This is a genomic window from Hymenobacter sp. APR13, assembly GCF_000737515.1.
Taxonomy (GTDB): Bacteria; Bacteroidota; Bacteroidia; order Cytophagales; family Hymenobacteraceae; genus Hymenobacter.
This window is the reverse complement of record NZ_CP006587.1, coordinates 441,945-455,720: the sequence shown is the minus strand read 5'-3', so window position 1 is coordinate 455,720 and position 13,776 is coordinate 441,945. Positions and strand designations below refer to the sequence as shown.

The 13,776-nt window shown below is 64.2% G+C and carries 14 protein-coding genes; 4 read left to right on the top strand and 10 right to left on the bottom strand.

Annotation, left to right across the window (positions count from 1 at the left end):
• Positions 1–159: 159 nt before the first annotated feature.
• A complete protein-coding gene (locus N008_RS21205; protein WP_052381089.1) occupies positions 160–483 on the bottom strand; it encodes a hypothetical protein in 324 nt (107 codons plus the stop codon).
• Positions 484–656: 173 nt separating this feature from the next.
• Between N008_RS21205 and N008_RS01870 the strand changes: the two genes are divergently transcribed.
• Positions 657–1,160: an energy transducer TonB gene (locus N008_RS01870; protein WP_081910554.1), complete on the top strand. Its 504-nt coding sequence runs from the start codon at positions 657–659 to the stop codon at positions 1,158–1,160.
• Positions 1,161–1,265: 105 nt separating this feature from the next.
• Here the strand turns inward: N008_RS01870 and N008_RS01865 are convergent, their stop codons facing one another.
• The gene (locus N008_RS01865) at positions 1,266–1,829 is read right to left on the bottom strand and encodes a hypothetical protein (RefSeq protein ID WP_044013314.1); all 564 of its coding nucleotides are present in this window, start codon (positions 1,827–1,829) and stop codon (positions 1,266–1,268) included.
• Positions 1,830–1,955: 126 nt separating this feature from the next.
• Between N008_RS01865 and N008_RS01860 the strand changes: the two genes are divergently transcribed.
• Positions 1,956–2,510 (top strand): NUDIX hydrolase, encoded by a 555-nt coding sequence (locus tag N008_RS01860; protein WP_044013312.1) that lies wholly within the window; start codon positions 1,956–1,958, stop codon positions 2,508–2,510.
• Positions 2,511–2,552: 42 nt separating this feature from the next.
• Here the strand turns inward: N008_RS01860 and N008_RS01855 are convergent, their stop codons facing one another.
• The 3 genes from N008_RS01855 to N008_RS01845 form a co-directional block, all read right to left on the bottom strand.
• Entirely contained in the window at positions 2,553–3,776 is a 1,224-nt protein-coding gene (locus tag N008_RS01855) for a PQQ-dependent sugar dehydrogenase (RefSeq protein WP_044013310.1), read from the bottom strand.
• Between the two features lie 67 nt (positions 3,777–3,843).
• A complete protein-coding gene (locus tag N008_RS01850) occupies positions 3,844–4,521 on the bottom strand; it encodes a hypothetical protein (RefSeq protein ID WP_044013308.1) in 678 nt (225 codons plus the stop codon).
• 22 nt (positions 4,522–4,543) lie between these two features.
• Positions 4,544–5,176 (bottom strand): DUF3575 domain-containing protein, encoded by a 633-nt coding sequence (locus tag N008_RS01845; protein WP_081910553.1) that lies wholly within the window; start codon positions 5,174–5,176, stop codon positions 4,544–4,546.
• Positions 5,177–5,439: 263 nt separating this feature from the next.
• Between N008_RS01845 and N008_RS01840 the strand changes: the two genes are divergently transcribed.
• Positions 5,440–7,563 (top strand): TonB-dependent receptor family protein, encoded by a 2,124-nt coding sequence (locus tag N008_RS01840; protein WP_052381086.1) that lies wholly within the window; start codon positions 5,440–5,442, stop codon positions 7,561–7,563.
• A gap of 168 nt (positions 7,564–7,731) precedes the next feature.
• On the opposite strand, the gene N008_RS01835 is transcribed toward N008_RS01840, so the two are convergent.
• From N008_RS01835 to N008_RS01820, 4 genes are all read right to left on the bottom strand, one after another.
• Complete coding sequence (locus tag N008_RS01835; protein ID WP_044013304.1) at positions 7,732–8,883, bottom strand: Gfo/Idh/MocA family protein; 1,152 nt, start codon at positions 8,881–8,883, stop codon at positions 7,732–7,734.
• Positions 8,884–8,983: 100 nt separating this feature from the next.
• Positions 8,984–9,802: a universal stress protein gene (locus tag N008_RS01830; RefSeq protein WP_044013302.1), complete on the bottom strand. Its 819-nt coding sequence runs from the start codon at positions 9,800–9,802 to the stop codon at positions 8,984–8,986.
• Positions 9,803–9,992: 190 nt separating this feature from the next.
• On the bottom strand, positions 9,993–10,265 hold the full coding sequence (locus tag N008_RS01825) for a hypothetical protein (RefSeq protein WP_044013300.1): 273 nt from the start codon (positions 10,263–10,265) through the stop codon (positions 9,993–9,995).
• Between the two features lie 37 nt (positions 10,266–10,302).
• A complete protein-coding gene (locus N008_RS01820; RefSeq protein ID WP_044013297.1) occupies positions 10,303–10,773 on the bottom strand; it encodes a hypothetical protein in 471 nt (156 codons plus the stop codon).
• 194 nt (positions 10,774–10,967) lie between these two features.
• Here N008_RS01820 and N008_RS01815 point away from each other — a divergent pair, with 194 nt between their 5' ends.
• On the top strand, positions 10,968–11,255 hold the full coding sequence (locus N008_RS01815; RefSeq protein ID WP_052381085.1) for a GNAT family N-acetyltransferase: 288 nt from the start codon (positions 10,968–10,970) through the stop codon (positions 11,253–11,255).
• 84 nt (positions 11,256–11,339) lie between these two features.
• Here the strand turns inward: N008_RS01815 and N008_RS01810 are convergent, their stop codons facing one another.
• A complete protein-coding gene (locus N008_RS01810; protein WP_044013295.1) occupies positions 11,340–13,658 on the bottom strand; it encodes an endonuclease in 2,319 nt (772 codons plus the stop codon).
• Positions 13,659–13,776: the final 118 nt, after the last annotated feature.

Here is a 13,776-nt window from a genome sequence, read left to right as displayed (position 1 = left end):
GCATTCTGCGGCCAGTGCGTAACAGGTAGTTAGGTTTTGGCTATCAGAACGATGTAGAGACGCAATACTTTGCGTCTCGTCGTTGCTGATGTTGCTCAAACGGAGCGGTTCCGGCCGTTCAGCGACGAGACGCAAAGTATTGCGTCTCCACAGCAACTTCTAAATGATGTTGCGCAGGTCCTGGCGCAGGTTTTCGATGCCCTGCCAGATTTCATCCCAGGCGCTGCGGTCGGAGCTGGATGCTGTGGTGTGGCCGTCCGGCGTGGTGGGGGCGGTGCCGAGGCGCTCCTGCAGCTTGTGGCGCTTGGCTTCGAGGCTGGCAATGTGCTCGTGGTAGGTGTGGGGTGCGCCGGCCGTGGTGGCGTGGGCGCGGTTGCGCAGCGTCTGGATTTTGCTTTCCAGCTCCGTGAGAGCCTGCCGGAGCGAGGCATCGGACAGGTTCTGCGGGGGGCGTACGTGTTCGGGGGAGGGCAGCGTCGACATAGCAGTAGCAGTGAAGTGAGCAGGAAGGTTCTTCTCAAGATACAGCTTTCGGCCCCGAAAGGATACAGCCCATGTTACCAACATAAGCGCAACGCAAGCATAATACTGGCGTTACCGGGGCGCCTGGGCCGCGACCTAGCTTTGCGCACATTTCACTATATGCTCAGCTGCTTATGCTTCGTCTTGTTACGCTTGTACTTCTGCTCCTGATGCCCCGCCTGATGGCCGCCCAAACCGCCGCCACTGCCGCCCTCACCGATTCCGATACCAGCCTCGCCGGCCCGGCTGCGTCGGCCAGCCCCACCGCCCTCACTGATTCCGGCGCCAGCCCCGCCGCACCTGCCGCATCGGCAGCACCGCTGCTCTACCACGCCGCCGACGAAATGCCGGCCTTTCCCGGTGGCGCGCCGGCGTTTCAGCAGTTTCTGCGCCAGAAGCTGCGCTACCCGGAGGAGGCGCTGCGGCGCAATCTGTCGGGCAAGGTGCACGTCAGCTTCGTGGTGGATGAGCAGGGCCACATCCTCGACCCCAAAGTGGTGCGCGGCCTGGGCAGCGGCCTCGACGAGGAGGCCCTGCGCCTGGTGCGCATCATGCCGTGGTGGACGCCCGGCCGCGTAGCCGGCCAGCCCGTGCGCGTGGCCTACACGCTACCCATCGTGTTCCGGGCGCTGGAGTAGGGCAGAGTTGCTCCCGCGTGCCGCCTCACCCCCCGGCCCCCTCTCCACGGGAGAGGGGGCCGGGGGGTGAGGCGAACCGTCAGGCTGATGATGACAGCCCCATTCTCAATTTTTAATTGCCACCGGCACGCCCAGCTCCCGGGCCAGGGGCGCGGCGGCGGAGGCGTAGAGCAGCGCCAGCACGTCATTGAGGGCCGGCTCCAGCTCGGTGAGGTAGTCGGGGTGGAGCTTGGTGGTCTGGCGCAGCACCTCGTGGGTGCGGCGCGCCAGGTGCTGCAGCAGCGGCTGGGTGGGGCCATGCAGGCGCGCCACGGCTTCGGGCTGGTGGCGCAGCACGTTGCCCAGCAGCCGCAGGGTCAGCTCAATCTCGCCGAAAGTATCCCCCGTTATTTTGGCATGATACGCTAGGCGGGTCTGCAGCTGGCGCACAATGTGGAGCAGGTCGTTGGGGGTTTGGTGGTAGCCTCGCACGGGGTCGTCTACCTGGGTGCGCAGGCGCTGGCGGCGGGTTTCCAGGGCGTCGGTGTCGTCGTCGAGTTCCAGCAGGCGGTAGCTGAGCTGCTCCACCAGCACGGCATCCTGGGCTACGAGGCGCGTGAGAAGCTGGTCTTTTTCTTTCTGGGGCAGGGCCAGTAGGGCTTTGCGGAGGTCGGGGGCGAGGGCAGGCATGGCAGGCAGATTGGGCGGGGCGGAAGCCGAACGGAAGTATGCGGGCAGGGCAGTAAATATGGCACTACCATACGGCCGTTGGTATCTTGCGGCCGTTGAATCAGCCGTAGCGTTAGCCTTCTGCCCATGAAAAAGCCCCTCGAACCCTGGAAAACGCTGCACTCCGAGCTGGTATTCAACCACCCCTGGTACAAGCTGCGCCGCGACGAAGTGCAGCTGCCCGGCGGCCAGGTCCTCGACGACTACTTCGTGAGCGTCCGGCCCCACGTGGTGCTGGTGTTCCCGCTCACCGCCGACGGGCAGGTGGTGTTCGTGCGCCAATACAAACACGCCGCCGGCCGCATCCTGCTGGAGCTGCCCGGCGGCGTGGTAGATGAAGGCGAAGCAGCACCGCTGGATGCTGCACGCCGCGAACTGCTGGAAGAAACCGGCTACGCCGCCGACACGGTAGAGCCGCTGCTCGACGTGTTCGACAACCCTACCAAAGACACTAACAGCATTTCCTTTTTCCTCGCCCGGCCCGTGCAGCTGGTAGCCGCCCAGCACCTCGACGAAACCGAAAATATCGAAGTCGTGCTGGTGCCGCTGGCGGAGGTGGAAGGCAAGGTCCTGCGCGGCGAAATCTGTGTTTCCGGCTCTGTGGCGCTGTGTCTGCTGGCCTTGCGCAAGTTGGGGGCGTAGCCACGTATCCCAGCGCAATACTTTAGCCTAGCAGCTACAACCCTACCCGCGCTTTTTCTCTTTCTTGGCGGGCTTGCCGGCAGCGTACGCAATGCGGTAAATCACGCCGTTGTCGTCGTCGGATACCAGCAGCGCGCCATCCGCAGCCTGCACGATGGCGCAGGGCCGGCCGAACTGCGACTTGTCGTTTTCCACCAGCCAGCCCGTGGCGAAATCCTCGAACTGCTGGGGCTGGCCCTGCTCGTTGAAGCGCACCCGCACGATTTTGTAGCCCGAGGGCTGGGCGCGGTTCCAGGAGCCGTGCATGGTCACGAAGGCGCTGTTCCGGTAGTCGGCGGGCAGCTGCTGGCTGCGGTTGAACACCAGCCCCAGCGGCGCCGAGTGGGCCTTGTAGAGCAGCAGCGGGCGCACGGCTTTGGCATCAAACTGCTCATACGACTCGCCGCTTTTGGGCTTGTTGGCCGGGTAGGGCTTGCCGTCGGCGATAATGGACGGCCAGCCGTAGTTGGCGCCCTGCTTGAGCTGGTTGAACTCTTCCTGCTGGGTTTCGTCGCCGAGCCAGTCGATGCCGTGGTCCATGCCGAACAAGGCTTTCGTAGTCGGATGCCAGTCAAAACCGATGGTGTTGCGCAGGCCGGTGGCGAAGATGCGGCGGCCCGAGCCGTCGGTGTTCACCTGCAGCAGGGTGGCGCTTTCGGGGTTGTCTTCGTCGCAGGCGTTGCAGGTGCTGCCCACCGAGAGGTAGAGCTGGCCGTCGGGCCCGAACTGCAGGGTGCGGTTGGCGTGCTGGCCGGCGTCGGGCAGGTCGGAGTAGAGCGTTTTCAGCTCGCCCAGCGTGCCGTCGGGCTTCACGTCGGCCACATACAGCTCGCGCACGGCGGCCATGTAGAGCTTGCCGTCCCGGAGGGCGAGGCCGTGCAGGTGCGGCTTCTGGGCCACCTGCTGCGTGAGCTCCACTTTGCCGTCTTTGTTGGCATCGCGCAGCAAGGTCACGGTGCCTTTCACGCGGTTGCTCACGTACAGGTCGCCGTTGGGGGCCTGGGCCAGCATGCGCGGCGCGTCGAGGCCCTCGGCGTATTTGCTGACCGTGAAGCCGGCCGGCACTTTCAGCGAGGCCACCCGCTCGGGCGTGGCGGGCAGCTTCTTGGGCAGGTAGATGTTGCCCGTCATCTGAAACGGCGTGGCCTCGGGCGGCACGTTCTGGGCCGTGGCGGAGCTGAGGCCGGCAAATAGGGCCGTAGCGAGCAGGAGTGGGGCTTTGGTCATGGAAAGTCGAAAGGAAGGATAGTCCCTATTCAACTCCCATTCGCGGGCCGGGGTTACAGCCCGGCTTTCATCCCAGCCGCCAGCGCCGCCCCAGCCGCACGGTAGACAGCAGCGCCATCAGCAGCAACAGCATCGTGGAATTGCGCCAGTCGGGAGCTAGTAACTCGGCCAGTGGAAAAGAAAAGGGCGCGTATGATTCAGGTATATGCCTGCTGTAATAGCCAGTGCCACAGAAGAATTGACCTGGGTCTGGGATAGGCTTGTTTTTGAAGGCATATAGTGTAGTGGAACGTGGCTGGAAATCGAGCCACCATGTAGTAATGTTATTCACATTCAACAGGTCAATGGCCGAAACCAAGCTCGCATAAGTTGCACCGGAATCAAATGAGATTTTAAGCCCTGATTGGTAGGTTGAGTCAGCGTGCAACCGTTCTGCATAGATTTGGCTTTGCTGATAACCGAAATAATCAACCAGCGGGTTGCCGGAAAAACCAGTTGACTGCCACTGGCGAAACTGTGCCAACTGCAGTTCTGAGGAATAAACAGGAGGAACGAACTGCCAATATTCGGACGTGTGAAGTGGGCGCATCGTCACCTGCAGAATTCCCTGCGGCTTTTCCATGCCCCGCATCTGCGGCAGCGCCACGCAGCCCAGCCACAGCAGCCATGCCAGGGCCAGCAGGCCCGGCGGGAACAGTAGCGGCCGGCGGTGGCGGCGGGGTAGGTGGAGGTTAACGGGTAGCATATGCGGCAGAATCTTGGTCAGGTCACTGCTTTACGCGCATGCCTAGCGTAACACCTGCCCGTAGCCAGAGGAAATCTGTTCTGCTGGTAGCATAGTTAGCGTTACGGGTTGTTTCCCACCGATAGGCCGGGCCGGCAAAGGCCTCCAGCGTCAGCCGCGAAAAAAGCTGCTGATAGCCGAACAGCACCCCTGCTTCTTTTTCAGTGAGTTTGCCGCGCGTCGCACCGGGTGGAGGGTCATCCCCCAACCCTAGCTTTAACCGGCCCGCCCCTACGAAAGGGCCAGCAAAGAAACCCGTTTGGGGCTTTTCCGCAGCGAAGTAGTATCGATAATCAACGTACAGTTTAGGGCCGCTATCCGGCTCCTGGTCCTGCGCCCGAAAGTGGCGGTAGCTGCCCACTACCTGCAAGGCAGAGCGCGGCGTCAGCCCCACTTCCAGCCCCAGCCCGGCCGACAACGGAATCAGTTCTTCCACGGAAAGCAACGGGTTGATGCTGGCTTTCACGGTGATAGTCTGGGCTGAAACCGGATGGGCAAGAGCAACCAATAGCCCGGCCGCCAGAGTGACGCTAGCAAAATGCCGAGTCCGCAATCCCGGCGGGAACAGCAACGGCCGGTGGCGGCGGCGGGGCAGGTAGAGCTTAACGGGTAGCATAGCAGGTGATAGACAGGTGCTTAGTCGGCGTTGAATATAGGTAGTTAGCTAGAATAGCCGCGCGGTTGACACAATCGGTAGTGCAACCGACGACAAACCCTGTTGTGCGGCCGACGGCTTTGGAACGAGAACGTACAGGGGCATAGTGTGGTTGTGTGCCGCCGCCGTTCTTATCAAGGAACGCGCCCCAACAGCCAATTCAGTTTCAGCCCAACCCTAAGGCCGCTTTTCAGGTTAGCAACACCGATACTTTTCCTTGCCCGATGCCTTACCGCTACGCCGCGCCGCTGTTGCTGCTACCCGTTTCCGTACTTGCCCAAACCGCCGCGCCCGATACCACCCGGGCCGTGGCCCTGCCCGAAGCCACCGTCACGGGCTACGGCCAGCAGCTGCCGCTGCGCCGCACCGCCGCCGCCGTGGGCGTGCTCAGCGCCGCCGACTTCGACAGGTTCGGGCAGCAGGCCCTTACGCAGGCCGTGAACACGCTGCCCGGCGTGCGGCTGGAGGAGCGCGCCACCGCCAGCTACCGCCTCAGCGTGCGGGGCAGCACGCTCCGCTCGCCGTTTGGGGTGCGCAACGTGAAGCTCTACTACGAAGGCCTGCCATTCACCGACGCCAGCGGCAGCACCCCGCTCAACCTCCTCGACCCCGCCCAGATTGGCAGCCTCGAAGTGCTGAAAGGCCCCGCCGCCAGCGTGTACGGGGCCGGCACCGGCGGCGCCATTTTGCTGCGTAACCGCCGCCCCGAGGCCGGCCAGGCCCGCGCCCAGGTGGGCTTCACGGCCGGCAGCTTCGGGCTGCGGCGCTACACCGCCACCGCCGAAAGCGGCACGGCCACCGGCTACGTGCGCGCCCAGTACGCCCGCCAGACCCTCGACGGCTACCGCCAGCAAAGCGCCCTGCGCCGCGACGTGCTGGCCCTCGACGGCGAGTTTCAGCCCTCGGCCCGCCAGACCGTGGCGCTGCACGGCCTCTACTCCGACATCAACTACCAGTTGCCCGGCGGCCTCACCCGCGCCCAGTTTCAGGCCGACCCCCGGCAGGCCCGCCCCAGTACGGCCACCGCGCCCGGCACCGTGGCCCAGCGCGCTTACTACGCCTCGCGCACCCTGCTGCTGGGCGGCACCCACGAGTTCCGGTTTACGCCGCGCCTGAGCTCGGTGGCCACGCTCTACGGCACCGGCAGCGCCATCCGGACGCCGTTTCTGGTGGATTTTGAGCGCAACACGCGCCTAGAAACCGGGGCCCGGGTGGCACTGCGCTACCAGAGCCGCCTGGCCGGCCGGGTGCTGCGCCTGCAGGGTGGAGCCGAAACCCAGGTCGGCTTCCTGAGCGGCCGTAGCTACCAGAACCGCGCCGGCGAAACCGGCCCGCTGCGCTACGACGACGAAATCAAGTCCGGCACCGGCTTCCTGTTTGCGCAGGCCGACTACGAGCTGCCGGCTGGCTTCCTGCTGACCGCCGGCGCCAGCTACAGCCGCCTGCGCTACGACGTGCGCCGCCTGCTTGATGCCACGCGCCCCGGCACGCCCACCAGCTACGCCGTGCAGCGCGACTTCCGGCCGGTGGTGTCGCCAAGGGTGGCGCTGCTCAAGGAGCTGAAGCCGCAGATTTCCGTGTACGGTAGCGTAAGCCGTGGTTTCTCGCCGCCCACCACCGAGGAAATCCGCCCCTCCGATGGCAGCCTCAATACCGATTTGCAGGCCGAGCGTGGCACCAGCTACGAGGTAGGCACCCGCGGCACGCTGCTGGGCCAGCGCCTCAAGTTCGACGTGGCCGCCTACGACTTCCGCCTGCGTCAGACCATCACCACTTTCACCACCGACCAGGGCACCAGCCTGTTCCGCAACGCCGGCACTACCCGTCAGCGCGGCCTGGAGGTAGCCCTGAGCGGCTGGCTGTGGGAGCAGAAAGCTTCAAGCCGTAAGCTGCAAGCTTCAAGCACCCCAGGCGCCGAGGTGCAAACCGGTCTGCGCGCCTTTGCCACCTACGCCTACAACCACTACCGCTTCGGCAGCTATGAGAGCGGCGGCCAGGATTTCAGCGGCAACCGCCTCACCGGCACCGCCCCGCACACGCTCACCGCCGGCCTCGATTTCACGCAGCAGCTCGGTTTCTACCTCAGCCCCACCGCCAGCCACCAGGCCCGCATCTTCCTCAATGATGCCAACACCGAAGCCGCGCCCGGCTACTGGGTATTCGGGACGCGGGGCGGCTGGCGACGCACGCTCGGCCGCCTGGAGCTGGACGTATTCGGCGGCCTCGACAACGCCACTAACCGCCGCTACAGCCTCGGCAACGACCTCAACGCCTTCGGCGGCCGCTACTTCCAAGCCGCGCCCACCCGCAACGGCTACGGCGGCGTGCTGGTCGGCTGGAAGCTATAAGTGCTAAGGGCCTCACCCCAACCCCTCTCCCAAAGAGAGGGGCTCTAGTACTAAAAAGGCCCGCCGAAGTATTCGACGGGCCTTTTTAGTGCTTACTGAACCTAGTTTTTAGCTGCTAGAAATCTAGTTCCCCCTCTCTTTGGGAGAGGGGGCTAGGGGGTGAGGTCCTTACACCTTCACCCGCTTACCGGTGCGGGCGGCTTCGTAGATGGCCATGACTAGGCGGATGTCTTTCAGGCCTTCTTCACCGGGCGTTTTGGGCGTTTTGTTTTGCAATACGCATTCGGCCATGTGGTCGAGCTCGGCGGCGAACTGGTTGCCTTCCTTGAGCTTGGGCTGGTGCTGGCCGTCTTTATCGCCGATGGTCATGCGGTGCTCGTAGTAGTCGGTGGCGGGGTCGAGGTCCAGCCAGGCTTTGTCGCCGAAGGCCCGGAACCGCTTCACCTCCTGAATGCTGTAGGAGCTGGTGCACGAGGCCAACACGCCGCTGGGGAAGCGCAGCGTGAAATGGATGGTGTCTTCCACTTCCTTGAAGCGCGGGTCCGACTTGTCGCTGAACTCCTGGGCCGTGACTTCCACGGGCTCCTCACCGGTGAGGTAGCGGGTGGCGTTCAGGGAGTAGATGCCGATGTCCATGAGCGAACCGCCGCCGGCCAGCTTTTTCTGCACGCGCCAGGCTTCGGCGGGTTCCTCGGTGGGCTTCACGCTGCGGCCGTGGTCGGCCGTAATCTGGCGCAGCTTGCCCAGTTCGCCCTTTTTGATGCGGGCAATGGCGTCGAGGTTGAACGGCTCAAACTGGGCGCGGTAGGCAATCATCAGCTTCTTGCCGGCCTTTTCGCAGGCCTCAATCATCTTCTGGCAATCGGCCACGGAATTGGCCATGGGCTTCTCGCACAGCACGTGCTTGCCGGCCTTGGCCGCCCGCACGGTGTACTCGGCGTGCAGGCCGGGCGGCAACACGATGTACACCACGTCCACGGCTGGGTTGTCCTTGATGGAATCGAAGTTGTCGTAGCTGTAGACGTTCTTTTCCTCGACGCCGTACTCGCGGGCCAGCTTGCGGGCCTTGTCGGGCGAGCCGCTCACGAGGGCCGTGATGCGGGCGTGCTTGCACTCCTTGAATGCCGGCATCATCTGCTCCTGAGCAAACTTGCCGAGGCCTACAATGGCGAAACCGAGTTTTTTTTGATCATCGTATTGCATAGTGGAAGGGGGAGTGGCCAATGCCGCCGTGGGGCCGGCTACGGCGGTGGCCGCGGCGGTCAGGCTAAGCTGGCGCAGAAACTGCCGGCGCGAATCGGCGGAGTTGGAAGAAGACATAAAAGGAGATGTTGGGATGGACTTACCCCTTTCCCCAACGGCCCGCGGCGGCCAGGCGTTGCGTTCAGCTGGCCTTTCTCCAACTTGGTGGCCGCGCCGGCTACTCGTTGGCCGGGAGCAGCAGCACCGGCACGGCGCTGTGCAGCACCACCTGCGCCGACACGCTGCGGTTGAAAATCTGCCCCAGGAAGCTGCGCCGCCGGGCCACTACTACCAGCAGGTCGGCGCGGGTTTCGGCGGCCGCCTGCAGAATGCCGCCCGCGGGCTGCAGGTGCCGCACGCCGTGTGTATCAATGTGCGGCAGGTCGGTGCCGAGGCCGCTGTGCAGCACGCTGGCCAGGGCCATACGGCAGTCGTCGCTGTCTTCGGGCTCGGCTACGTGGGTTACTGTGAGGGCTGGGTGCACCCGCTGCAGCAGCTTTTGGGTGGAAGCAATGATGGCGGGCGCTAGCCGGAAGGGCTGGCCGTCGGCGGCCAGGGTGAGGCGGGCGGGCGGCACGGCAGCCGTGGCCTGGCCGGGCACCACCAACAGCGGCACCTGGGTGGCGCGCAGCAGCGTGAGCGAGGTGCTGGCCACCAACTCGTCGGGGGTGGCGTCGGTGTTGGGCTTGCCCAAGATAACCAGCACGGCGCGGTGGCGGCTCACGGCTTCTTCCACGCCGTTGGCCACACTTTCCACGGCGGTTTCCACCACAATAGGCACCTGCACAGTAGCCGCCCGCTCGGCTAGAGCGGCCGCTACCTCGCCCTCACTCATGTGCCTGATTTTGCCGGTAAAAGCGTCGGGGTCAAGCAGCGACTCGCGGCGGATGTGCAGCAGCACCAGCGAAGCGCCCAGCGGGGCAGCCAGGGCGGCGGCGTAGGCCAGGGCGTGGTCGGCATCGGGTGTGAAATCAGTGAGGACAAGCAGGGCGGACATAGGCGGGATGAGAGGAGTGGATGGGAGAATATATGGTGCTTATGCGTAGCGGCCCGCCAGAAGGTTGCACCTAGCGCCAGGGCGGGCCATGCCCGCTGGTCTGCCACTGACCGAGGTAGCTCCGCAGTATACGAAAAAGGCCTTCCACAAACTGTGGAAGGCCTTTCTGCAACGCCGGGAAGATGGAGTCCTAGCGGTTATTGTCGTCGATGGGGTTGTTGAAGCCCGGGTTCATCAGCTCGTCGGTCATGCTGGAGTTGTCGGGGTCGGGGCCGGTGGTGGGGCTATCGGTCGGCTCGCCGGCGGTGGCGTCGTCGAGCATAGCCGAGGTATCGAGGGTGCCTTCTTCGTCGCGCTTGTAGCCGTAGAGCTCTTCGCGGTGCTTGCGCTGCTCATCGGAGAGGTTGGCACCGGATTTCGGGTCGAGGGCGTCGGCGGGGTTTTGGTTTTCGGGAGTGGCCATGGGGCTGGATGCGGAATGAGTGGAATGGACCGGAAGCCTACTTGCCGGGTACACCTTCGCCGCCGTCGTGGCGCAGGGCGCTGAACTCGTCGGGGTTGTCGTTGCTGCCGTCGTTGGATACCGTGCGGCCGTCGTTGCCTTCCTGCTCGGCCGGGGCGGTAGTTTTATTGGCTGGTTCAGCCGTGGCCCAGTTGCGGGTGCCGCCGCCGTAGCGTGGGTCGTCTTTGGCCCAGCCTTCGCGCTGGTCTTCGTATTCAGCTTCTTTCACGTCGCGCACACCCTCAGGGTCGAGGTTCTGCGGCACGCTACCGCGCTGCTCAGGCTCCACGTAGGAGGGGGCCGCTACGCCGCCCGGATTGGTGCCGGCCGGGCGCGAGGCCAGCTGCTCAGGCGTAGGGGCAGGGGCTTCGGCGTGGCCGAACTCGCCGTACTGAGGCGTGCTGCTGGCCGTGTTGCCCGTGGTGTTGGGGGTGGTGTTTTCGTCCTGGTCGGAAGGATGGGTTTGCATAGGAGTAGCGGAACTAAGATGAAGGGAGAGGCAGCCAGAAGGCTTGCGGTGTTGCATACGCAGGCAGGCCCGGTTGTGGTTAGGGTGGAAACTAAAAAATCCTGGAAAGCCTGCTTCGCGTAGTGTCTTAGCCAATGGCAGCAACTGCAAACGGCCGCTTTTTCATTATCTGCTTCTCTCGTTTTCTCGCTCACATGTCCATCCACATCGAACACCACGCGCAAGACCAGGAATTCATTGCCACCACCGACGGCCACACCGGCGAACTGGCCTACAGCACGCCCGAGAAAGGCATCATCGACTTCACCCACACGTTTGTTGACAAGGAGCTACGCGGCAAAGGTGTAGGCGAGGCGCTGGCCCGCGCCGGTCTGGCCCACGCCCGCCAGCACCAGCTACGGGTGCGCACCAGCTGTAAGTTTATGGCCGCCTTTGTGCGCCAGCACACCGAGTTTCAGGATTTGCTAGAGGCTAGAGCATAGCTGAATGCACTGCTTGCCGACCACAAAAAAAGCCCCGGTTTCCGTCAGGAAACCGGGGCTTTTTGGGCTTAAACCGGTGGCAGCTTAGTGCTTCACGGCTATGCGGCTGGTGTAGCGCACGCCGTCTACTACTACCCGCACGGAGTAGAGGCCGGCGGGCAGGTTCTGCACGTCAATCAGGGTAGCATCGGCTCCGCTGATGGTACGCTCCTGGAGCAGCACCTGCTGGCCCAGCGCGTTGTAGAGGCGAATGTCGGCGGCGTGGCGGCCGCGCAAGCCGGCTACCTGCACCTGCACGGCCGTGGCGGCCGGGTTGGGGTACACGGCCAGGCCAGTGTTCAGCGGCGCGTTTTTCACCGTCGAGTTGACGATGCAGGCGGTGCTGGTGTGGCTGCCTACGTTGGTGTACACGTCGGTGCCGAGGGCCTGCCAGGTGCTGGCGCCCACGCTCCAGCGGGTTTCGCCGCGGGCCACGGTGGGCTTGCGCACCAGCGTGTTGTCGGTGGTGGAGCCGCCGCCCGGAATGGTCCAGGTGGTGCCGGGGTCGGTGCCAATCACGCCGATAACGTCCAGCGTATCGGTGCCGTCGAACAAAGCCAGGGCGTCGTCGCCGTTGAAGAAGCACACGGCCGACTGCAGGTCCGTCTGGCCCAGCACCACCGTGGAAACCACGCCGGTGTTAGCCACCACGTACACGTCGCCGGGGGCAATGGTGCCGCTCAGGGCCTGGGTGGCCGTGGGCGTGCTCGAGCCGTTGGCAAACAGCTCCAGGCGGATGCCGGTCAGGCTGATGGGCGCGCTGGTGGGGTTGTAGATTTCCACTGCCTTGCTGTTGCTGGCGGCGCCTTCCACGTACTCCGAGAAGTAGAGGTCGGTGCAGGGCGAGCCGGCCGGCGCCTGGTCGTCATTGAGGATGGTGAGCGTGTGGGTAGTGGGCGCAACAACGAGTACAGCGGCGTTGCTGGGCGTACCTAGGCGCAGGCGCACCGTTTCGTTGGGCTCGGGTGCCACGTCGCCGTTCACGGTCAGGGTCACGGCCTGGGTGCTCTGGCCGGCGGCGAAGGTGAGGGTGCTGGTGGTGAGGGTGAAGTCAGCGGCATCGGCCGTGGTGCCGGCCGATTCTACCGTGACGGGCACCGTGATGCCGCCGGCCGGAATGCTGGCCGCCGTTACGTTCACCGAGTAGGTAGTGGTGCCGCTGTTGCCCTCCGTGAGGCTGGCCGTAGCCGCCGCAAAGCGTACCGAAGGCGGCGTGCCGTCGTCGTTGGTGATGGTAAGCTCCTGCGAAGCCGGGCCGCCGATGGCCGCGCCACTGGCGGCGTCGCGCAGCGCCAGTACCACGGTTTCGTCGGCTTCAGCCTGGGTGTCACCGTTCACGGTTACCGTCACGGTCTGGCTGGTCTGGCCGGCTGCGAAGGTCAGCGTCTGGGGCGAGGTGAAGGTGAAGTCCTGGCCGCTGGTGGCGGTGGAGGTGGCCGCGTCAAACGCTACCTGCACCGTGAGGGCCGAGGTAGGCGCAGGCGTCACGTTCACGGTAGCCGTGAACGTAGTAGTGCCGCTATTGCCTTCCACGATGCTGCCGGTGGCGGAGGCAAACGAGAATGTAGGCACCACCTGGAAGCCCCAGGCGCGGGCCACGAGGTCGGGGAAAGAAATGTAGGGGTTGAAGTTGCCCTGGCTTTTGGCGGTGCGGCGGTTTCGCTCCCGCTCGCGGGCGTCTACTGGGTCGGCAAGGTGCCACTGGTAGAGCGTGTTCAGGTCGGCCAGCGCCGTGATGACGTCTTTGCCAGAGTCGAAATTCTGGCCCTGGTGCATGGTGTAGAAATAGAAGGCTGCCCGGGCCAGGTTGCCCTTGTGGTCTTCGCGGGGCTCAAACTGCGAGTTGGTGTCCTCGCTGTATTCCTCGATGTTGCTGGTGGGGATGGAAGTTTGGCTGGTGGCGCCGCGCATCCACTTGGTGGTCTGGTTGTCTGGAATCTCGGCAAACGGGTCGGAACCGCGGTCCGAGTTCCACTGAATGAACGTTGGGAACAGGTGGTGGATATCGGAGCGCATGCGCACTACCTCGTTGAACCACGACTGCGGAATGCTGTGCTCACAATTGATGCCACTCACCACGCCCGGGTTGGTGCTGGCCGAGTCGATGCGCACCGTTTCCTGGTAGCCCGAGTACACGCACGTTACGCGGCCCTGGAAGTTGTCAACGTAGTTGTACATCTTGCCGCGGGCGGTATTATAGCTGAGCTCCGTGCGCTTGCCGTCGTACCAGTTCTGGCGCAGCCAGTCTTTCAGGGCCTGGCCCTGCAGGGAGGTAGGGGGGGCAGGCGGTAAAGTTTGCGCTGAAGCCACGACACTGCCCAAAGTCAGCGCCGCGCCCAGCAAACGGGCGAAAAAGTGTTTCATGCTGGCAAAAAGAGGTAAGGAAATCGTTGGCTAAGGTCGGGAATTTATAGCAATGGCTGCCTGGTTAAATTGTTACCTGCCTAGTAGTTGCCGCCTGTCAATGCTGTAGCCACATAAA

Excerpts from the sequence above, each read along its gene's own strand:
- N008_RS01820 (WP_044013297.1), bottom strand. The coding sequence starts at position 10,773 with ATGCAAACCCATCCTTCCGACCAGGACGAAAACACCACCCCCAACACC.
- N008_RS01870 (WP_081910554.1), top strand. The coding sequence starts at position 657 with ATGCTTCGTCTTGTTACGCTTGTACTTCTGCTCCTGATGCCCCGCCTG.
- N008_RS21205 (WP_052381089.1), bottom strand. The coding sequence starts at position 483 with ATGTCGACGCTGCCCTCCCCCGAACACGTACGCCCCCCGCAGAACCTG.
- N008_RS01845 (WP_081910553.1), bottom strand. The coding sequence starts at position 5,176 with ATGCTACCCGTTAAGCTCTACCTGCCCCGCCGCCGCCACCGGCCGTTG.
- N008_RS01810 (WP_044013295.1), bottom strand. The coding sequence starts at position 13,658 with ATGAAACACTTTTTCGCCCGTTTGCTGGGCGCGGCGCTGACTTTGGGC.
- N008_RS01825 (WP_044013300.1), bottom strand. The coding sequence starts at position 10,265 with ATGGCCACTCCCGAAAACCAAAACCCCGCCGACGCCCTCGACCCGAAA.
- N008_RS01860 (WP_044013312.1), top strand. The coding sequence starts at position 1,956 with ATGAAAAAGCCCCTCGAACCCTGGAAAACGCTGCACTCCGAGCTGGTA.
- N008_RS01815 (WP_052381085.1), top strand. The coding sequence starts at position 10,968 with ATGTCCATCCACATCGAACACCACGCGCAAGACCAGGAATTCATTGCC.
- N008_RS01865 (WP_044013314.1), bottom strand. The coding sequence starts at position 1,829 with ATGCCTGCCCTCGCCCCCGACCTCCGCAAAGCCCTACTGGCCCTGCCC.
- N008_RS01840 (WP_052381086.1), top strand. The coding sequence starts at position 5,440 with ATGCCTTACCGCTACGCCGCGCCGCTGTTGCTGCTACCCGTTTCCGTA.
- N008_RS01855 (WP_044013310.1), bottom strand. The coding sequence starts at position 3,776 with ATGACCAAAGCCCCACTCCTGCTCGCTACGGCCCTATTTGCCGGCCTC.
- N008_RS01850 (WP_044013308.1), bottom strand. The coding sequence starts at position 4,521 with ATGCTACCCGTTAACCTCCACCTACCCCGCCGCCACCGCCGGCCGCTA.
- N008_RS01830 (WP_044013302.1), bottom strand. The coding sequence starts at position 9,802 with ATGTCCGCCCTGCTTGTCCTCACTGATTTCACACCCGATGCCGACCAC.
- N008_RS01835 (WP_044013304.1), bottom strand. The coding sequence starts at position 8,883 with ATGTCTTCTTCCAACTCCGCCGATTCGCGCCGGCAGTTTCTGCGCCAG.